Source organism: Candidatus Desulfosporosinus nitrosoreducens (assembly GCF_030954495.1).
In the GTDB taxonomy this organism is placed as follows: domain Bacteria; phylum Bacillota; class Desulfitobacteriia; order Desulfitobacteriales; family Desulfitobacteriaceae; genus Desulfosporosinus; species Desulfosporosinus nitrosoreducens.
Genome location: NZ_JAVHUW010000064.1, coordinates 142,227 through 162,111, shown reverse-complemented (window position 1 = coordinate 162,111; position 19,885 = coordinate 142,227). Strand labels below are relative to the sequence as shown.

Below are 19,885 nucleotides of genomic sequence, written 5' to 3'. Positions count from 1 at the left end.
CGGTACATTTTAACCTCCAAGTGCACGGTTTTATTAACCTTAATTCATAGTTCCTTGCACTAAAGATTCGACGAAAATGCCCAGAAAACCTTGCAAAATCAGGCTCTTTCCTGTTTTTTTGCACTCGTTAGCAAGCCCTATTTAGACATTGGGAGCATAAAAAAGACGCCGATTAACCGACGCCTGTCACACTTTGTTGGACAGGGCATATATTGTAGTAGGAAGATGTTTTTTTCAAAAAGCAGAAACTCGGCGAGGAGTGGCGCCAGATTCTGCTTTTTGTGTTGCCAGGAATTGAGGAGGAGAGCGATTAGGCTCTTCTTTTTGGTTCGTATATTTAATCTATTATTTGACTATCTGACGGATCGAGTAGTCCGTGAGCATGGGGAATAGCGAAACAAATAATAGGGAGACGATAATTTTTTAATAGTCTCCTCCAAATTAGTCCTCTGCAGAAGGCGTATAGCCACGCCTTTTAGCCTCTCCCAATGTTATGGGGATGCTGCTTTTTGAAAGATACTTAGACCCAGCGGTGTGGTACTTCTTGCCTGTTTTCGTTATATATACGATTGTATTGTCATCCTCCGTAGAGGGGCTTACATTGGCTGATGGGTTGGCTGTTTGGTCGGTTGATGCTGTTATTGAATTATTAGAACTAGTCGAAGGAGGGGGTTGAACCGGAGTAGAAATAGAAGGGATGGGCGGTGTTGAGTCAGGGGTTAGACTTTGGCTTGGTGCTGGGGTTTGTGGCGAACTTGCAGTAGCTGTCGCGGGTTGACTTGAGGTGGAAGAAGAATTTGATTGGGGCATTGTTACGGTATCTGTAGCCGGTGATGTTTTTACATCCGTTTGATGCTTCGCAACAGCGTCGGCATCATTCTCATCTTTAGTTGTTTGTTCAGTTTTTTGAGTAGTGGTTGTCGCATTGGGCGTAATGCTTGAGGCAGAGGGCACCGAGGCCTTATTAGGCGAATTGATTGCAAAAATACAGAATAAAACAAACATAACTAAGGCAGATAATAAAGTTTCTTTTCTTGTGTATTTTTTCTTGCCTTTCGAAATCCATTTAGGATTGATACTGACTATTGACATTAATACGAAGAGCAGGAAACTCAAAATGCCCAATATTTCTAACATTCAATGCATCTCCTTATAATTAATTTTTGACTTCAACGAATTAAGTTGATTTCCTTCTTTCCGACATTCTTAATTGTTTTTCGATAAATATGTAAGGAAAGGGAAATGCCTTCCTGATAAGAATGATGTGGATGAGGGTATCCATGAGGTGCACCGAGAAAATCGGGTAAGTTTCTTGAATCCCAGTTTTAGCATCTCATAGGTATCGATTTGGTCAATACCTATTGCAAGTCTGCTTTAAAGTCAGTCGGTCAAGCCGATTGACCAAGGTAGAGAGGACGATTTTTCCCACGCTTAATATCTGGACTATTACTTATATGCATCAGCAAAAGTGATTTATTGGGGACATATTGGGGACAACACCTATTTCAAGCTGTACAAATTCACCATAATCTGCACCATACTTAAAAGAAAAACCCCTAAAAAAATCAGGGGTAGGAAATCTGTGATAATATATAATAGGTAGGTTTCAAATTGTAAGGAATTGAAACCTGATTCCGAAGTTTTTATGAGATTTAAGGTAAACGTCTCCAGACTATCCAGCCGTCCTTATCTAATTGTTCCATCGTCTCTAACTTATTGGGGAAATCAGAAGAATGATGGTAGTTTGGTTCAAGTGATTGGCGATTTGTGCTAAGAAATACAAGAAAACTAATAAAACCTTCCCTAGTAAATAGTTTTTGCTGTCGCTCCCTACGAAGGAGCAGAGATTTATCAAGAAATGCATAACTAAGCCTCATCGTTTTGCGGTGAGGCTTAGTTATGCATTTTGAAAGCGGCTCATCAAAGCCATGCCGCCCGTCCCAAATTGGCATAAGCTTTCCAATTTGGGACGGGCGGCATTTAGCGGCGGTGGCCGAAGAAATTTCAGCCGCCGGCGATAGGCTACTCCTGAGGATCGTAAAGGTCATTGGTTGTCGTATCAATGACTTTTATATCCCGTATTCCCGTCAGAGCGCCGCTGGGCGTTAAGAAAATATCGCTTGCAATCAGCGAATTCATAACGGCCATGACCTCAGTCGGCTGCAGGTCCTCTTTCGGATCGGAGAGTGTTATAGCAAAAGTTTTGCCGCCTGTGGTATTAAACGTTAACCTGAGTACCTTATTTGTCGAGAGAGCCATAGTTTTGCCTCCTTTACGTCAGGTCTTTTTCCGGTTATTGATCCGTAAGTTCAAAGGTCTTCCGGTAGAGTACGTCCAGCACCGGATTTTGACACAGGCCGAATAAAGCATAGACCGCATCGTAAAGGGCCTGTTCCGAGGCATCGAGCCTTAGGTAATTGAGGCTTTTCTGCCTTTTTACTGGGGCGCCGAGGGCGGTGAGCCCAGCCTGGTAGACAACAATCAGAACCGAATTCAAAGGGGTCACTGCGACTGCCATTTTCTACTCACTCCTTTTCTCCGGATTGACAAGCCGCTTGAAGGACGGTCTGTCCCTATAGTTTATGATTTCTCTTGTCCAAGGGTGACACCAATCTGCCTGTTTGTCATATGTTAGAGATAACAAGGCGCCTCCCTGGGGAGTGTTGGGGGATTCTCCGAGGCAGGACTTTTGATGAAGATAAACCAGTTAATCTCAGATCTGACCGGGCTTGTACCAAGAATCTTACGCGCGTAAGATTCTTGGTACAAGCCGAGGAAAAGGCCCTCACCCTTGCCGGGATAATCCCATAGTATGTGGATAAAAGAAGAGAAAGGACCCGTGAAATAATATGGGGGATATTATCCCGGAGCCTACCCGGCTTTTACTTGCGGCTGCAAGTAATATCATTAAACACCCGCCGGAGAAAATAGTGCTTAACAACTTAATAGAAATCGGCAGACGGCTGACAGAGGCCAAGGGACTAATCAAATATGGGGAATGGGGCAAGTGGTTGAAAGAGTCCGTTGGATTTTCCCAGAACCGGGCTGAAAAACTGATGCGCCTCTATGAGGCGTACGGGAGCCAACAGCCCGCTTTAGGCGACGCCGGAGCACAGGCCCGGGATCTGCCTAATTTGAGTTACACCCATGCCCTCATTCTTCTGGGAGTGCCGGAAGAGGACCGGGCGCAATTTATCAGCGACATAGATATAGAAAGCATGACAACCCGTGAGCTGCAGCAGGCGGTTAACGAGCTGAAACAGTCCCAACAGGCGAAAGCGGGTCTTCAGAAAACCCTGGATGAGGAAAAGGAGAAAAACCTGCAGCTGGCCAAGGAGTGCGACAATCTAAAAAAAGAGACCGACGATTTGCGGAAGTCCAGGCAGGAACTTCAGCAGAATGTTGAGAAAAAGGTTATGGAGAATAAGAAGCTCGCCGAACATTCGAATTTGAGGAGCTACCAAAGAGTAAGTAACGAGCTTGCCGCCACCCAGATCAAACTGCTTACGAGCAAGGTCGCTTTTCGCTTTGAGAGCTTGGATAAAGCTTTTAAGGAACTGACCTATGAGATGAATCTGCTGGCGAAGATTGATCCCCAGGTGCATGGGGAGTATAAAAAAATGCTGAATGATTTTTTAATTAAAGCCATGCAAGAGAGAATGGGGAGTTAAAAAGGGATTTTGAAAAATTCAACATCAAAGTCAGACCAGTCTTTCCGAGGCGGGTTACTTGCTTGTGATTTTTCAGATGAAGTGTATAAAATATGAAAAAAATAACGTTATAATTAGAGCCAGTGTTCAGCACAATATAAATAGGTGGGAGGAGGCTCTATAAATGGCAAATCGATTGAGTCTCTGCCAAGCGTTAAGAAGAAATAGATCAAAAATGTCGTATCTCCCCTTGTATTTTAAATAGAAGGGGAGATACGGTAAAACCATTATGTAATTGATGCTGATAAATAGCTTTAATAGAGCTTGACAATGTCGCATTAAATTCTTCATCTGATTGCTGAGCCGTCAGGCCTTGCGATAGAGCACGCGAAAAGCTGGCGATCAATCCTTGATTACGATAACTTTCGTTTGCTTCAATTTGAGTGTACCCCTCAGACAAAGCCACAACCCGTGCAACATGAAGATCAGTTCTTGTAAATTGCTCCTGTTTTTGTTTATCGGTTTTAGCCAGGACATAGGTTGGGCGAGTATACGAAAGACTCAAACACTTAAACATTTTAGTAATGCCACGAATGGTATAGTCATACCAATATTCCCCCATTTTGAAAATACGACCGGACTTCACAATGTAAACCACTACACAACGGTCAAAGATTGGGCTATGCTTTTAAGCTTATGCTTGGCAGAATGATACTTTCCGGAAGGTTTTTACTTCTTCCCGTCCTGCCACACCACCTACGAATAAGCACTCCCGCGGGATAACCTTTAACAGCCCCATGCTTGAAGAACTCAACAAGCAAAACATTGTTGACGGGGAAATCTTAGAAGGGAAAACCGGATATACCGATGAGGCCGATTTATGTCTCGCGAGTCTCGACAAAGTAGATAACCAAGAATACATTTTGATTTCAGCTGGTGCGCAAGGAGATTACCATACGGAACAGTATGATATTATCGATGTCTTAGCTGTATACAACAGTATAGGAAAACAGCACTACAAGCGTCTTCCAGAATAAGGGCATAAAGTGTGTGACAATTGAATAGAACGCCCTTGAGACTGATGTTGCTTTAGAAAACAGCGAGGGTTTAGGATTTGCCGGATCGGATAGGATCTGGCATTATCTTTCTTTTGAAAGCCCATTGGTATTGGCGGCTTTTACCCCAAGTCCTTGTGCCTCAAAAGCTTGGAAATTTATTTGTGCTCGAAGAACAACTCTTGAGCGTACCTTCAAAAGAATCCTTGTTGACCGTAAAATTGAGAATGCTCGGCCTTTATTCTGTTGCCATTTGGGGAAAAAGCGAGCTTCTCTTTTGCTAAAGGGGAGATTCTCCAAGGAAGGATTCTGGATGAAGATAAATTAGTTAATCTCAGATCTGACTGGGCTTGTCCTAAGAATCTTACGCGCGTAAGATTCTTAGGACAAGCCGAAAGAGAGCTCGTACTCTTGCCGAGATGTTTGGGCCTTTATAAGAGTTTGCATATTCGAGTTAAAAAAGTACAATCCTCTCTGAGAACTTGAGGAAGAGGTCAAAACCCTAAAACTGGCTGCCCTTTTATGAGTCAGTGGTAACGAAAGATTAGTGGGCCAGAAGGGGGTGGGGCTATGTTTCATCCTGGTTTATGATGTTGGTGAAAAGCGCGTAAATAAGGTATTAAAGCGTTGCGGAAAGTACTTAAATTGGGTGCAAAATTCTGTTTTGGAAGGAGATATTAGTGAAAGCAATCTTAAGAAATTGAAAATGGAGTCAGAGTTGGCAGTGTAAGTAAATTAATTTTTAGGTACTCGTGTTGCCCATGATGTTACCCCACATTTCGGGCATTTAACAAGTTTTCTCCCCATTGAATGCGGTGCCAAAGTACCCATAATAGGTGATATGCTAAATTTGCCACCACAGTTTCCACATTGATAGTCAAACTTTTTATTCAAAAAGCCTTGAAATAAAGCTGTTAGTACCAAAACAATTGGAATTATTATAATTGTTCCTATGGATTTTGGCATATAGCGCCTCCCCTGATAAAGTCAAAAAATTTTACTCATATAAATTCAAGCGCTGAATTATGACTGATTAATTTTCGATTTCAATTGTTCATAGAGCGAATGTGTTTCTGCTGATGTTTGATCATTGATAATAACCATTCCGGTGCGAGTTGTAATGTAGATAAACGGAGGTTTAGAGAGGTCGATATAAACCATCATATCATTGCCGTCTGATTGAAACTTTCCTCTAAGTACGGTTCCGTCATTATATCCATAAATTTTCGATAGATTTGCAGGAGCATTATCTTTTTCTTGAATATTTTTTATATCGGAAAAATTAATAGTAGTCCCGTTTGATTCGGAGATCGTAATCGCCTTATTGCTGATACTTATAGCAGGAGACTTGGTTGTTACAAAAAAATGACTGTATATCATTGTGGCAGCAAGAATAATAACCGCCATTATTATTCCCATTCCTCTTTTTCTCATATTAGTAACTCCCTTAATATTTAGAAATACTGATTGTTAAAACCGCATTATCATCCATAACACGCAATTCATATTTCTGGTTACCTTTACCTTCATCGTATTAATATATCATTCGCGTCCGTTCTGTTCAATCGATCCGGGTCTTTGACACTTGCGCTTAATATAGAACTCTCTAAAGGCCTTGGAAGCAGGGCTTTTTTATTGAAAATATGTCAAATTCTCTCTGATTTTTAGTGAGTAAACTTACGTAATGTGTTGTAATGTAAGGGATTGAAGGAAATTATACTATGCGACTTAGTATATCCAAATCTAAAAATGCTACTTCGCTTTATTTGCCATCCAAAGTGATTTTCAATGATCGTCAACACTTCTTCAATGGCGGCATGATTGAAAATAAATCAAGTTGTTCGTGTAAATGCAAGAAGGGTTCCAATAATACGCCGGTATTGCACCACCTGAAGAGGTGGTAGTCTTCTCGCTGTACGATGATAAAAACTGCTCTATACGTGTTAATAAAGCGCCGGTGTCGGCCATACTCCAGAAAGAGGTCTCAGCTAAATAGTATTGAGACCTCTTTTTTCAGTTAAAATTCAGTTATTTCTCAGACCAGTTTCAGATTATTGTTACATAATAATATTATTCTAAAGCAGTTAAGCGAAAGAAGGCGCAAGTATGAAGCATTTTATTTTACACCTCGTAATGATCACTTACTATTAAATTGTGTATGCATTTTGAAAAAGAAGGGATGTTTAGCTAGGAAGTAGAAAATGCAAAATCCCGCCTTAGCGGTTAACATATACTTTCTTTTATTTTTCTTCCTTTTCTTTTAAATAATCCCTCCTAGCGAGGGACTTTTTTATTCTTAACACCTGCATAATCAAAGTGATCGACTGGACGCTATGCTGAAAACCCGCTTCCTTGGTTGGAGGGGGGGTTTCTTGTATTAGTATTTCTAATATTAACCTTTAAAAGATCTAATTTGTCTTTTCCATCGGTAAGTATTATCATTGTGAGTGTTAATACAGCCATATACTTATTATGCCCCTCTTAAGAGAGGGCCTTTTTTTTATTTGCAAGGGTATGAATCTCTCCCGCTTAGGCGAGGGAGGATTTTTTTAATTACCAGAGGCCGCCTGCGCCATATCCTCCAGCAGCCACTTTACCGGACAAGGCCTATATGATTAATAGAATTGGAAATTGTAACGGTAATGACTTTTCCTCTAAGCAGAATCTCGGTGGGGCATACCGGGATGCTGTCTTTTTTGCTCTGATTTAGGAATGCGCTTGTATGGAGTGTTTTGCTACGGATAAACTCGTGTAGAGTTATTTTAGTACACGCACCAGACGAGCCGGATATGGAATATCTTGGAGTATATTTAAGATAAGGGGGAATTTCAATGTATTATGTACGCAGAGGAGATACTTTGCATAAGATAGCTCAATGTCACAGGACTAGCGTTCATCGGCTTATGTCCTTAAACCCGCAAATTTCTAATCCTAACCTGATTTATCCGGGACAAAGAATCAGGATTCGTTAGGGAATATAGCATAAAAAGCCCTGGTTTTGCGCCAGGGCTTCTATTTTTAAGGAGAGATTAATCGTCCTCCTTTTTGGCTATCTTTATATCCATGAGCGATTTTTCGGTTTTCTGGATCGGAGAGTCTTGACCACCATTCTTTCTTAGATTTAAATGGTCTTGCTTTCCTAAAAGATCCGGATGATTTTTGTCGTTGATGCGATTAGCTTTCAAAGTTTTATTATATTTTAGAACTTTTATTGAAGTATCTGTAATAAACCATATTAGTGCAGGTATTAAAGGCAATAGCGGTAAAGGCCATAAAGGAGTTATACATAAAAGAAGACATACAATTACAGATAGCATTGCCTTTTTGTTATATCCGCCAGTAAATTCTCTCCAGCCGATGGTATATTCATTTGAAAACATCGAAGGATTGGAAGTTTGATCGATTAGCTTTCGAAATATAAATCCCATAAAAATACAAAATCCCTTTTCTAAAATATTAGTTATAATGACTTTCGCTTTCCACGGATATCTTGTATTTCCTGCTTTCCGACATTCTTAATTGTTTTTCGACTTACTTTAGATTGGCCGTCAACTTAGCCGCTTTGATCAAATAAATTCCAACCAATAACAAAAGAACAGGCTACATGTGGGATATAATGGAATATTCTATATCTGAGCTTATCGTTAGTTGGGAGGTATTGACATGATTGAAAATGAATCAAGTTGTTCGTGTAAATGTAAGAAGGATTCCAATAATACGCCGGTATTGCTGGGTGGTATTATTGTTTATGAATTGGCAATAGCGATTATTCTATTGATCTGTATCCTATGGGAATTGAAAAAACCCTGTGGCTGCGAACCGTGCGGCGGTGAATCCTGTGGCTGTAAAACAAAAAATGATTTAATTGAGCTGTCTCCGTTGGCAGAATAGTATGTGCTTTTATTTGGGGAAAGAAGATAAAAACTTAATACCTTTGAATAAGGAAGCCTCTGCTAAACTAGAGGCTTCTTTGACATGAGTAAAATGTTTAGAGAGTTGAAAGAATTTAAAGGGTTTAAGGAGTTTAAGGAGTTGAAAAGATAAAGGGGTTAAGGAGCAGGAATTAGGGTATTGGCGGTGAATTACCTATCATGGACTCGGAAAAATTAGTAACTATAAAATCTAGTGCATTCTCATTAGCTTGGAGGTCAGTATGGACAAACTGGATTACAAAAAAGACTTTAAAGAGTTATATTTACCCCCTAAAAAACCGGTTATCGTTGCAGTGCCCCCTATAAAATTTATCATGGTTGCCGGCAGCGGTGATCCGAATGGGGAAGAGTTTGCCTTGAGAACTGCCGCGCTTTATAGTCTCAGTTATGCGGTGAAAATGTCCTATAAGGGCAGTCACGTGCCGGTTGGCTATTACGATTACACTGTTTTTCCTCTTGAAGGTGTGTGGGATTTAGTTGATAAAACCTTACCGCTCACGGACAAAAGCAATTTCAGCTATAATCTGATGATCCGCCAGCCGGAATTTCTGACTGCGGAGTTATTTGCGCAATTCCGGGAAGAGACAGCTAAGAAAAAGCCCAATCCTTATTTGGATAGTATGGAATTTGGCACGATAACAGAGGGCCTGTGCTGTCAGATGCTTCATATTGGAAGTTATGATTGTGAGCCGGAAAGTTTCACAGTCATGAATCAATATTGCCGGGAGCATAATTACCGGAGGTGTTCGCTTCAGCATCGGGAACTATACCTCTCAGATCCCCGCAAAACCGAAACCCATAAGCTGAAAACAGTGTTGCGTTATCAGGTGGAAAATGCCTGAAATTGTATACATCGCCAATAGAGTTGCAAAATCTCCAGCGAATAAATATAATTTGTAACAACATAACCTGAATTTGACGAAGGAGTTTGGATACATGGCACTTGTAAACGAAAACTATTTAAAGTTACCCGGAAGCTATCTTTTTTCTGAAATAGCCCGCAGAGTGAACCAATTTAAGACCGCTAATCCTGAGGCGGATATTATTCGCCTGGGGATCGGCGATGTAACCCGCCCTTTGCCGCCGGCAGTTATTGCGGCGATGCATCAAGGTGTTGAAGAGATGGGTAAAGCGGAAACGTTTCGCGGCTACGGCCCGGAACAAGGCTACAAGTTCTTAACCGAAAAAATTATCGCCCATGATTTTACCCCGCGTGGCGTGGAGATTTCTGACGATGAAGTCTTTATCAGTGACGGAGCGAAAAGTGATACGGCAAATTTCCAGGAGCTTTTCGGAACCGATAACATTATGGCAGTGACTGATCCGGTGTATCCGGTTTATGTCGACAGCAATGTCATGGCGGGGCGAACCGGGATGTTCGATCCTGAGAAAGGACAGTACGGCAAGATTATATATCTTCCTTGCACTGAGGAAAACGGCATGAAGCCCTCCTTGCCTAAGACGCGCGTCGATATGATTTATCTCTGTTTTCCGAATAACCCAACCGGGATGACCCTTTCGCGGGAGGAATTGAAACAATGGGTGGATTACGCCCGGGAGAATCGCTCCATTCTTTTGTTCGATGCGGCTTACGAGTCTTATATTCAAGAAGAGGGTGTTCCCCACAGCATTTTTGAGATTGAAGGCGCCCGTGAGGTCGCTGTGGAGTTCCGCAGCTTCTCCAAGACGGCAGGTTTTACCGGAACGCGCTGCGCCTATACGATCGTACCCAAGGAAGTTAAAGTCTACGATTCTAAAGGCGAAGCTTATAGTCTCAATCAGCTTTGGCTGAGAAGGCAAACTACGAAGTTTAATGGAGTATCTTACCCGGTACAGGCTGCGGCAGTTGCCGTATTCTCGGAAGAAGGGCAGCAGCAAGTCAGGGAAACGATCAATTATTATATGGAGAACGCCCGCATCATTCGTGAAGGCTTACAAGAGGCTGGTTATAAGGTTTTTGGTGGAGTCAACGCGCCCTATATCTGGCTGAAAACACCCAATGATATGGGTTCTTGGGAGTTTTTCGATAAATTAATGACCAAGGCCAATGTGGTAGGTACACCGGGGGCCGGCTTTGGCGCCAATGGGGAAGGATATTTCCGTTTAACCGCTTTTGGCACACGGGAAAATACTCTGCGGGCGATTGAACGGATCAAAACGAGAATGTAAAGGAAAATAATTTAATAACTGGCTTTTTAAAAGGTTATATTAAAACAAGGGATGGGTTTGTCAAATCCATTCCTTGTTTTTCTGCATTTTTCTATATTTTTATTGATAATTTTTAGTGGTTTATGTATAATTTGCATTGCTGTAAAAGTGTTTTAAGGAGGTTGCTGATAATGGGAAAAGCGTTGATTATTGGGGCTGGTGGAGTTGCCAGTGTTGCAATTCATAAATGCTGTCAAAATCCGGATGTCTTCGAAGAAATTTGTATTGCAAGCAGAACTTTGGAAAAGTGTGAAGAGATCAAAAATAAATTGGCGGGAAGTCGCACTAAAATTCATACGGCTCAGCTTGATGCCGATTATACCGAAGAGGTCATTAACCTGATCAAGAGCTTTAAACCGGATATTGTTATGAACCTTGCGCTCCCTTATCAGGACTTGACGATTATGGACGCTTGTTTGGCCACGGGTGTCGACTATTTGGATACTGCAAATTATGAACCCCCCGATGTCGCAAAATTTGAATACAAATGGCAATGGGCCTATCGGGAAAAATTTGCTCAGGCAGGGTTGACCGCCTTGCTGGGCAGCGGTTTTGATCCTGGAGTTACGGGGGTTTTTTGCGCCTATGCTCAGAAACATTATTTTGATGAAATCCATTCCATTGATATTGTAGATGCCAATGCCGGTGATCATGGTTATCCTTTCGCCACGAATTTTAATCCTGAGATTAATATTCGGGAAATTACGGCGAATGGCCGGTACTTTGAAAACGGTTCCTGGGTGGAAACAGCGCCTCTTTCCGTGAAAAAAGTCTATGACCTCCCGGAAATCGGTCCCAAAAGTATTTACCTGATGTATCATGAAGAACTGGAGTCCCTGGCAATTCATATCAAAGGAATTAAGCGCATTAGATTTTGGATGACCTTTTCGGATAATTATCTCAACCACTTACATGTCCTGGAAAACGTTGGCATGACCTCAATTGAACCTATCGAATTTGAGGGACGGCAAATCATTCCTTTGCAGTTTTTAAAAGCTATCCTTCCCGATCCGGCATCTCTGGGACCGAGAACGAAAGGAAAAACGAATATCGGCTGTATTATGCAAGGGATTAAGGACGGAAAGCCCAGAACTTATTACGTCTATAATGTTTGCGATCATCAGGAATGTTACGCGGAGGTTGGCTCTCAGGCTATTTCCTATACCACAGGGGTTCCGGCTATGATTGGAGCCATGCTCATGCTCAAAGGTCTCTGGAAAAAACCCGGTGTCTTCAACGTGGAAGAATTTGATCCCGATCCTTTTATGGAAGCCTTAAATAAATGCGGTTTGCCGTGGCAGGAAAGTTTCTTGCCAACTCTCCTTGATTGAGGTGTATAAATGGACATTGACGTCAGTGCCCTGCCTTCCCCCTGTTATATTGTGGATGAACGCTTGCTTCTCAGAAATCTTGAAATACTGCATTCCGTGCAACAGCGCACGGGATGCAGTATTCTCCTTGCTTTAAAAGGCTTCTCAATGTATTCCCTGTTTCCTTTGATCGGCAAGTATCTTAAAGGCGTCACGGCAAGTTCTTTGTTTGAGGCCCGGCTGGGTCATGAGGAAATGGGAAAAGAAGTTCATATTTATGCACCGGCTTATGTCGAAGAGGATTTTGAGGGTATTCTCGCCCATTGCGATCACATTACTTTCAATTCCTTTACTCAATGGCAGAAGTTTAAGCACAGAGTAAACGGACAAAGCAAGAAAATAAGCTGCGGCCTCCGCATCAACCCGGAATATTCCGAGATAGAGACCCCTATTTATAATCCTTGCTACCAGTATTCCAGACTTGGTGTGACGCTGGCCAATTTCCGGCCCGAGGAGCTTGAGGGCATTGAAGGTCTGCATTTTCATACCCTGTGTGAGCAGAATTCGGATACCCTTGAGCGCACTGTGAAGGTTGTTGACCAGAAGTTCGGGCAATATATAAAAACCATGAAGTGGCTTAATTTGGGCGGCGGGCATCATATTACCAGGCCCGATTATGATCTTGAGACCTTGGTTCAGACCATACAGTTTCTTCAAGATAAATATGGAGTAGCGGTCTACTTGGAGCCGGGTGAGGCCGTAGCTTTAAATACAGGCTATTTAGTAGCCAGTGTTCTCGACATTGTGGACAATGGCATGGAGATTGCCATTTTGGATACCTCAGCGGCATGTCATATGCCGGACGTACTGGAAATGCCTTACAGACCTAATATTATTGCTGCGGGCAAACCGGGGGAATATCCCTATACCTATCGGCTTGGTGGTCCTACTTGCCTTGCTGGGGACGTTATTGGCGACTATTCTTTCAAAAAACCATTAAAAATCGGTGAAAGACTTGTATTTTGTGACATGGCCCACTATACTATGGTCAAGAACAATATGTTTAATGGTGTCAATCTTCCGTCCATTGCCTGTTTTAAGGCAGAGCAAGGCATTAAGGTTATCAGAAAGTTTGGTTATGAAGATTTTAAGACCCGACTATCCTGAGAATTTGGTTGTAAACAGGCAGCCAGCTGGTGAGGTATTTTATGTATGATTTAGTAGACTACAGGAAAACGAAGAAAAAGTATGTTCAAGATTTTCCGGAAGGAATTCTAGACGTGATCGAGGCAGCTTATCCGAGTAAATATCGTTTGCTTGCAGAAGACCCATCTCTGATGACAGCCTTGTTTTCTAACGAGGAATGGACAGATATTTTGACGAAGTCAAGAAATTCTTACAGCGATCATATTCAGCGCCTGATTTTTTCCCAAAAAAAATGGGCTCAAGGAATTTGAAACTGGTCGGATTAAAGTTTAGGAAAACTTTAAACAATATGTTCTGTAAAGAAAACTTGGCTGCAGTCCGAAGACACTGCTTGCGCATGGATTAGCGGAGCTGAGAAGCACCGGACGTGGCTGTCCAAGTGTCCCTGGAGCCAAGGATGGCGGGAAGGGATATTTGGGCGAAGGCGGCTGTCCAGTTGAACGTAGGCCGGAAAAAGTAGGCAAACGAAGTTTCTGCTTTCAGACAGGACAAAGAAAGCCAGGGCCATCTCGGATGGAGTCCCTGGCTTTGATGTATCCTTTTGGAAATATCTTTAACGTTTACTAGTTGACATAAATTGAGAAACCATTAAACTAAATGAAAAGGAAGTCCACCGTTTACATACAACCAAACAAGAACTGGGTCAACGATAACTTACTGAAGAAAGGTGAAGACCATGATATCCAATAAAATGCAGGAGCAAGTCCAAAACAGTTCGATCATTCGGGCAATGTTTGAGGAAGGAAAACGCTTGGCAGGAATCCACGGCGCGGAAAATGTTTTTGATTTTAGCCTTGGGAATCCAAGTGTCGAACCACCTGAGGAAGTTAAGCAGGCAATTCTGGAGATCTTAAATACCGAAAATTCCATAAGTGTTCACGGTTACATGAACAACTCAGGCTTTGAAGAGGTGAGAGCTGCCATAGCCCAATCGCTCAACAATAAATTTGGCACCACTTTTTTGCCTCAAAACATACTTATGACGGTTGGAGCGGCAGGTGGCTTAAATGTTATCTTCAAAACCTTGCTCAATCCGGGAGATGAAGTGATTACTTTTGCTCCCTTTTTTGGGGAATACCGCAGTTATGTCAAAAACTACGAAGGTGAGCTCGTTATAATATCTCCCAATACCCTTAATTTTCAGCCCAACCTGGAAGAATTCAAACAAAAAATCACCCCGAAAACTAAAGCTGTGATTATCAATTCCCCCAATAATCCGACAGGCGTTATTTACTCGGAAGAAACGATTGTTAAACTCGCGGACATATTAAGAGAGAAACAAAAAGAATTTGGGACGGATATTTATCTTGTTTCTGATGAGCCCTATCGCGAATTGGCTTATGATAATGCCAATGTACCTTATCTGTCCAAATATTACGCCAATACAATTATCGGCTATTCTTTCAGCAAGTCCCTTTCTCTGCCCGGCGAAAGGATTGGCTACCTTGTCATTCCGAATCAGGCGGCGGATTTTGAAAATATCATAGTTGCGGCGAACATCGCCAATCGCATCTTAGGTTATGTCAATGCCCCGTCTCTATTCCAACGTGTCGTTGCTAAATGCTTGGATGCTAAAGTGGATGTCGATACTTACAATAAGAATCGGGAACTTTTGTATAATAACCTTGTATCTTACGGCTATGAATGTATCAAACCTGAAGGGGCGTTTTACCTGTTTGTTAAAACTCCTATTGAGAGTGATGTGGAATTTTGCAACCTGGCCAAAGAGAAAAACATTCTTATTGTTCCCGGAACCGCCTTCGGTTGCCCTGGTTATGTGAGAATTGCTTACTGTGTTGCTTATAGAACTATTGAGAAAGCTTTGCCAGGCTTTAAAGCCTTAATTGCAGAGATTAAATAGACTAAATAAGTTAATTTAGACTCTGAATGAAATTATTAGGGTGGCAAGATTAGCAGGATTCAAAAAGTGTAAAATTAGTTTATGGTCCGAATAAATGGAAGAGATGAAAATAGAGTCAAGGAAAACCATTAAAATCGGGGCTAAACAAAATAAAGTAAGTAAAGTAAAGCATCTGCCTATCAATGAGCAGGTGCTTTACACTTGTATAGGTTCATGATTAATTACTGAGGCGGCACATGGTAGCCAAGATATTGGTAGATTGTATTCATCAAAAGGGTCAAAAGCTTCACAGGGCTGAATATCGGCCAATTAAGAGCGTAAGAAATAGCGGTAAACAAGGCTAACAAGTAGATGACACCATAAACTTTGCAATCTCCCCACCTTTTTTTTTGCCATAAAGGTGGCACTTGAATTAAGGCCATAAGGCCGAATCCTAATAAAACCAAGATTACCGCCATTGTTTAAAGAGTCCACCTTTCGGGTCAATGTACGGGATAATGACGCTTTAAGACTTAGGGCTGTGTTGTTTCAGGAAAGAAAGAACATAGAGAAGAAACGGGATTCCCACTTCAAAGGTCGGAACTGCATACTGGCTCCAAACGGACTTGCCATAATAGCTCATTTCCCGGATGTTATCCATACCCGGGAAGGCGGATATGCTGAGGAGGATAACTAAGGGCGGAACTAAGCTGCGGCGGCTTTGAAGCTGAAAAATGTCTCCCAGGAGAATAATCCCCGCGTAAATCCATACGGCAGCCTTCACACTAACGGCTGTCACCCAGACTGTCATCACGAGGGCATCATACCCGCGAATACTTCCGCTGACCGTGGCTATCCGCGTGAGCTCCAAGGTAGGAAATTCGTAGAAAGTGGCTAATGTTGGCCCCATAATAAGTATGAGGACGACAATCAGATACTCCAAAGCAAAGGCATTAAGAATTACGGTCCACAAAAGAGTTCGTTTAGTAATGTGCCGAACTTCCGGAGCGAAGATCAAGGCTAGAATGACCTGATCAAACCAACCGATCGGTGTTATCATACCCGCCAAAACAGGGGATATCCCATGCTCCAAAGGAGGAAACAGCTGATCGACGTTAAAATTTTTGGCATTAGCCACGCCGATTACAAGAAAGGTCAGGATCATCAGGGGAATGACAAACGTATTAAAACGGGCTAAAGGTTCCAAGCCAAGGTAGGCAGCATATCCTGCCAGGCAAGTTAAAAGGAAGACCAAAACGAACATCGGTGTTTCGGGCATGAAAGCGCTTTTAATCATTTCTCCGCCCGGAACGACAATCGTAAGCACCGTAACATTGAAAAATATCGCATACCCCAAGGCGATGAGATTTCCCAAGGGCTTGCCTAATATTTGGCTGAAAATAGTCAAAGCCCTTTCTTGCGGGTGTTTTTTACAGAGGTTTCCGATGAGCCATACTGCGGGAAGACTGAGAACTGTGCTCACAAGAAGCGTGAGGTAAGCATCTCGCCCAGAGTTGGACAATAGGGATGAGGGAATGTAAACCAGGCCGGTAGCCAAGACTTCAATGACAATTAGCCCGATAAGTTGACGCTCTGAGATTTTCCCCGCTTCCAGCTTAAAACACCTCCCGCTTGCTAAAGGATCTGCTGACTATGATGTAAGACTTCTTTCTTTTTTCCTTCAAGGCCTATTCTTTTAAACCTGGATATTTGTCCATAGCACTTGAATTGCGAAAATGACTGTTAACGACAATTTCAATGGGCAGCCCGGCATAGACATCCGGCCAGTGATCCTGGACTTCCTGCCAGGAGCGGAGATGATAGGCGTGAACTTTTTCCGCAATGTTAAAAACGTCGGCTTTGTTTTCCTGCAGATGGGTCATAAGCTGGTCGAAACGCTGGGTTAAAACGTCGTCAAGCCGGTTTTCCAAAGCCCTGATATCTGCCGGACTGCTGAGGTGGCTCGTTGAAGTTTCAGTAACATTAAAGTCACAGGTTACTTGGAGGCGAACATTCAGTTTAGGAGATGTCATGACTTGAAATACGGCCGGGTCTCCGGAAAGCATGACACTCAGGAGAGGAGCACCAGGGTCCGGTACTTGAGTAAAGGAAAAGCGAGAGTTTTGAAAACCGTTTTTCAGCCATTCGTAAGTTTGCCCGTCAAGATCGTCAAGATAGCCCGTAAGCTTATCCTTTTGAAAAAGGGCGCTCGTTCCAAGGAGAAGCTGATCGATTTGAAAGCCCGCCGGAGCGTCTGTGTTTTTGAGATCAATGGCATTGACGAGAATCTGCGATCCGCTATCGCTGTGATAATTAAGCAGAAACTTGAATAAGGTTGGAATTTGAGTTTGATGTTTGCGCACCAATTCTTCCAAGCCCATCGCCGGATAGCGAACTAAGAGGTTGGTTGTTGTCAATAACTTTTGCCCGGTTCCTCCCTTGGCAATAATAATCCAGGCGGATTCCTGCCCCCATTGGTTGCGGGCAAAAAAATCCAGGTAGGGCATGAGGCCCTTTTTGGCGAGGTCTTCGCCAATAAAGAAAACCGCATTGTGTCCGAAGTAGAGAAAACGGGGAGTAATTTTATCGATTTTTTGGATTGCATCCTGAACAGAATTTCCATCCGCCGAAAGGAGAGAAAAGGTAGATTGATCCCCTCCTGTCGGCGAAGAAGGCGTCGATGTGGATGAAATAAAAGATTCTGGCAGAATTCCCTGGAGTGTCAGGCGAATTTTTCCGTTGACACTGTCCAGACTGATCCCCAGGACAATTAAACGGTCGGTTAATTCGTGCCCGCTCCAGCAGCCAGGCAGGAGCAAAAGTATGCTTATGAGAATGAGGAAACAGGTATTGCGGCTCAACTTGGCAAACAACCGGTATGCCCCCTTTCCTTACTTACTGCTGATTGTTCCCATCCTTGTCCTGGGGTCTCATGACTTGTTGTTTCCCTTTAAGAATTTCCCAGGGCGGCCGTAAGAAAACATCGGACCATTCCTTTAAGTGTAAAGAAGAAACCGGAGAAAAATAAGGGACACCTAAGCTTTCCAAGGAAGAGGCGTGCAGCAGGATGGTACACCCCCCCAGTAAAAACCCGTACAGACCGAGAATTGAGGAGAGTATTACCAGCAGGTAAGAAAAAAGGCGTACCGTTGAGCGCAAGTCCTCTGTGGGAACAGCAAAGGTGGAAATGGCTGTCAGGGCAACCACGATGACCATAATGGGGGAGATAATCCCGGCAGATACAGCGGCCTCGCCCAAAACAAGTGCGCCGACGATACCGATGGCCGGTCCGATTGTGCGGGGAAGACGCAAGGCGGCTTCACGAAAAATATCCAATGCCCCGAGCATAATGATGATTTCCGCCACGGTTGGTACAGGGACGTTGACTCGGGATGCCGATAAGGAAAAAAGAAAGCGTAAAGGAAGCATATCGGGCTGAAAAACCGTAAAAGCCAAGTACAAAGCCGGCAAGGTTGCCGCTAAAATGTAGGAAAGATAGCGAATCCAGCGGATAATGCTGCCCACCATAAAGTGCTGAAAATAATCGTCAGGGGATTGGAAATAGGTCCAAAAAGTTGTGGGCATTAAAAGAGCGAAAGGACTGCCTTCGGCGAAAACAGCGGCACGCCCCTCCATAACGGCGGCGACAACTTTATCCGGCCGTTCAGTCGATTGAATTAAAGGAAAAGGTGTATAGGTTTTTTTCGACAGGAATTCCGTCAGAAAACCGGTTTCCTGAACACTGCGGAGTTTAATCTTAGTTAAACGGCTGCTAACCTCGTCAAGGAGAGAGGGTTGGATTTTGCCGTTGAGATAGACAAGGGCAACGTCCGTTTTCGATTCTTCGCCTAATTTATAGATTTCAATTTTTAAGTTTGGATTTTTCAGGCGAGCTCTAATAATGGACAGGTTAGGGTCCAAAGGTTCCGTAAATGCTTCCTGTGGCCCGCGGATTACCGGTTCCGTTTCGGAGCGTTCAATTGAGCGGTGTTCGATCCGGGCCGTCATAGCCAGGAAGGCTTCAGCCGCCCCGTCAATAAGAATCAGGGTACTGCCGCTCATCAAAGGAATTAGGATTTCCGACCATAAAGTAAGGGAATTCTCGGGCAGGAAAGGCAGGGCCAGGCGGAGGGCCTTGGGAAATAAGCCTTTTTGCGGTCCGATTTCAAGGCGATACAAAGCGGGCAGGATCGTTTGACTGATAAAATTCAACTCCGCCGCCGGTGAGGAATAAACAAGCATACCTGAGGAATCGGCCGCGGTTGTAAAAGGCCGGAACACAAAATCATCACAATGCTCCAGTATTTCGTGCAGGTAGGCAAGATTATCTTTGAGAGAAGGAGAAAGAGAAGCTCCCATTTGAGGAGGAGGCTGAGATCTGCGCGGCATGTTCTACCCCCTTGCGGTTGATTTTTCTAAAATAGTAAACGGTAGGAATTTTGTGCTAAAGTTATTCTCCCTAGAAATGGAATATTTATGATAAATTTAGTAATGGGAAATTTGAGCGCTGTTGGACGGGGGTAAAGAAAACCCGGCTTATGCCGGGCCTGCGGGAACGGAGGTCGTTAGTTGCCTCTGTGTAGGAGGAAACTATTAGCGAAATTATACTTTTTGCCCTGATCCTATAAAAATAGCACCTGCCGCAGTGCGGCAGGTGCTTGGACTAAATTCAGATAGTGAGTAG

At 43.1% G+C, this 19,885-nt stretch carries 19 protein-coding genes and 4 pseudogenes; 11 read left to right on the top strand and 12 right to left on the bottom strand.

The window, feature by feature from the left end; genetic code table 11:
• Positions 1-441 precede the first annotated feature (441 nt).
• The 3 genes from REC12_RS16365 to REC12_RS16355 all read right to left on the bottom strand — a co-directional run bounded on the left by REC12_RS16365 (position 442) and on the right by REC12_RS16355 (position 2,518).
• Complete coding sequence (locus tag REC12_RS16365; protein ID WP_308896308.1) at positions 442-1,137, bottom strand: hypothetical protein; 696 nt, start codon at positions 1,135-1,137, stop codon at positions 442-444.
• A gap of 885 nt (positions 1,138-2,022) precedes the next feature.
• Positions 2,023-2,259: a DUF2922 domain-containing protein gene (locus REC12_RS16360; RefSeq protein WP_308896307.1), complete on the bottom strand. Its 237-nt coding sequence runs from the start codon at positions 2,257-2,259 to the stop codon at positions 2,023-2,025.
• A 34-nt stretch (positions 2,260-2,293) separates the two neighbouring features.
• Positions 2,294-2,518, bottom strand: coding sequence for a DUF1659 domain-containing protein (locus REC12_RS16355; protein WP_308896306.1), 225 nt, complete (start codon positions 2,516-2,518; stop codon positions 2,294-2,296).
• 331 nt (positions 2,519-2,849) lie between these two features.
• On the opposite strand from REC12_RS16355, the gene REC12_RS16350 reads away from it, so the two are divergent.
• Positions 2,850-3,671 carry a DUF3102 domain-containing protein gene (locus REC12_RS16350; protein ID WP_308896304.1) on the top strand — a complete coding sequence of 274 codons (822 nt, stop codon included), beginning with the start codon at positions 2,850-2,852 and terminating at the stop codon, positions 3,669-3,671.
• Positions 3,672-3,951: 280 nt separating this feature from the next.
• On the opposite strand, the pseudogene REC12_RS16345 reads toward REC12_RS16350, so the two are convergent.
• A pseudogene (locus REC12_RS16345) lies at positions 3,952-4,137 on the bottom strand (fructose bisphosphate aldolase); the annotation flags it as partial.
• A gap of 15 nt (positions 4,138-4,152) precedes the next feature.
• Positions 4,153-4,272 (bottom strand): annotated as a pseudogene (locus REC12_RS16340) (winged helix-turn-helix domain-containing protein); the annotation flags it as partial.
• Between REC12_RS16340 and REC12_RS16335 the strand changes: the two are divergent.
• Positions 4,270-4,687 (top strand): annotated as a pseudogene (locus tag REC12_RS16335) (D-alanyl-D-alanine carboxypeptidase family protein); the annotation flags it as partial. The pseudogenes REC12_RS16340 and REC12_RS16335 sit on opposite strands and share 3 nt — an antisense overlap.
• Positions 4,688-5,282: 595 nt before the next feature.
• A pseudogene (locus REC12_RS16330) lies at positions 5,283-5,417 on the top strand (CRISPR-associated endonuclease Cas2); the annotation flags it as partial.
• Between the two features lie 23 nt (positions 5,418-5,440).
• Here the strand turns inward: REC12_RS16330 and REC12_RS16325 are convergent.
• Positions 5,441-5,671 (bottom strand): hypothetical protein, encoded by a 231-nt coding sequence (locus REC12_RS16325; RefSeq protein ID WP_308896302.1) that lies wholly within the window; start codon positions 5,669-5,671, stop codon positions 5,441-5,443.
• Positions 5,672-5,728: 57 nt separating this feature from the next.
• Entirely contained in the window at positions 5,729-6,139 is a 411-nt protein-coding gene (locus REC12_RS16320; protein WP_308896300.1) for a hypothetical protein, read from the bottom strand.
• A gap of 1,397 nt (positions 6,140-7,536) precedes the next feature.
• On the opposite strand from REC12_RS16320, the gene REC12_RS16315 reads away from it, so the two are divergent.
• Positions 7,537-7,677 carry a LysM peptidoglycan-binding domain-containing protein gene (locus tag REC12_RS16315; RefSeq protein WP_308896298.1) on the top strand — a complete coding sequence of 47 codons (141 nt, stop codon included), beginning with the start codon at positions 7,537-7,539 and terminating at the stop codon, positions 7,675-7,677.
• A gap of 57 nt (positions 7,678-7,734) precedes the next feature.
• Here the strand turns inward: REC12_RS16315 and REC12_RS16310 are convergent, their stop codons facing one another.
• Positions 7,735-8,133, bottom strand: coding sequence for a hypothetical protein (locus REC12_RS16310; protein WP_308896296.1), 399 nt, complete (start codon positions 8,131-8,133; stop codon positions 7,735-7,737).
• A 235-nt stretch (positions 8,134-8,368) separates the two neighbouring features.
• Between REC12_RS16310 and REC12_RS16305 the strand changes: the two genes are divergently transcribed.
• From REC12_RS16305 to REC12_RS16275, 7 genes are all read left to right on the top strand, one after another.
• Positions 8,369-8,596 (top strand): hypothetical protein, encoded by a 228-nt coding sequence (locus REC12_RS16305; RefSeq protein ID WP_308896294.1) that lies wholly within the window; start codon positions 8,369-8,371, stop codon positions 8,594-8,596.
• Positions 8,597-8,858: 262 nt separating this feature from the next.
• Positions 8,859-9,479 (top strand): GyrI-like domain-containing protein, encoded by a 621-nt coding sequence (locus REC12_RS16300; RefSeq protein WP_308896292.1) that lies wholly within the window; start codon positions 8,859-8,861, stop codon positions 9,477-9,479.
• A 94-nt stretch (positions 9,480-9,573) separates the two neighbouring features.
• The gene (locus REC12_RS16295) at positions 9,574-10,806 is read left to right on the top strand and encodes an LL-diaminopimelate aminotransferase (RefSeq protein WP_308896291.1); all 1,233 of its coding nucleotides are present in this window, start codon (positions 9,574-9,576) and stop codon (positions 10,804-10,806) included.
• Positions 10,807-10,976: 170 nt separating this feature from the next.
• Positions 10,977-12,176, top strand: coding sequence for a saccharopine dehydrogenase family protein (locus REC12_RS16290; RefSeq protein ID WP_308896290.1), 1,200 nt, complete (start codon positions 10,977-10,979; stop codon positions 12,174-12,176).
• Between the two features lie 9 nt (positions 12,177-12,185).
• A complete protein-coding gene (nspC, locus tag REC12_RS16285) occupies positions 12,186-13,322 on the top strand; it encodes a carboxynorspermidine decarboxylase (RefSeq protein ID WP_308896288.1) in 1,137 nt (378 codons plus the stop codon).
• A gap of 41 nt (positions 13,323-13,363) precedes the next feature.
• Positions 13,364-13,612, top strand: coding sequence for a hypothetical protein (locus REC12_RS16280; protein ID WP_308896286.1), 249 nt, complete (start codon positions 13,364-13,366; stop codon positions 13,610-13,612).
• A gap of 425 nt (positions 13,613-14,037) precedes the next feature.
• Positions 14,038-15,222 (top strand): pyridoxal phosphate-dependent aminotransferase, encoded by a 1,185-nt coding sequence (locus tag REC12_RS16275; RefSeq protein ID WP_308896284.1) that lies wholly within the window; start codon positions 14,038-14,040, stop codon positions 15,220-15,222.
• Positions 15,223-15,443: 221 nt separating this feature from the next.
• Here REC12_RS16275 and REC12_RS16270 read toward each other — a convergent pair whose 3' ends face one another.
• The 4 genes from REC12_RS16270 to REC12_RS16255 form a co-directional block, all read right to left on the bottom strand.
• Positions 15,444-15,680, bottom strand: a complete 237-nt coding sequence (locus REC12_RS16270) for a hypothetical protein (RefSeq protein ID WP_308896282.1) — start codon at positions 15,678-15,680, stop codon at positions 15,444-15,446.
• Between the two features lie 47 nt (positions 15,681-15,727).
• Positions 15,728-16,801, bottom strand: coding sequence for a GerAB/ArcD/ProY family transporter (locus REC12_RS16265; RefSeq protein WP_308896314.1), 1,074 nt, complete (start codon positions 16,799-16,801; stop codon positions 15,728-15,730).
• An 88-nt stretch (positions 16,802-16,889) separates the two neighbouring features.
• Entirely contained in the window at positions 16,890-18,074 is a 1,185-nt protein-coding gene (locus REC12_RS16260) for a Ger(x)C family spore germination protein (RefSeq protein ID WP_308896280.1), read from the bottom strand.
• 22 nt (positions 18,075-18,096) lie between these two features.
• The gene (locus REC12_RS16255; protein WP_308896278.1) at positions 18,097-19,590 is read right to left on the bottom strand and encodes a spore germination protein; all 1,494 of its coding nucleotides are present in this window, start codon (positions 19,588-19,590) and stop codon (positions 18,097-18,099) included.
• Between the last annotated feature and the right edge of the window lie 295 nt (positions 19,591-19,885).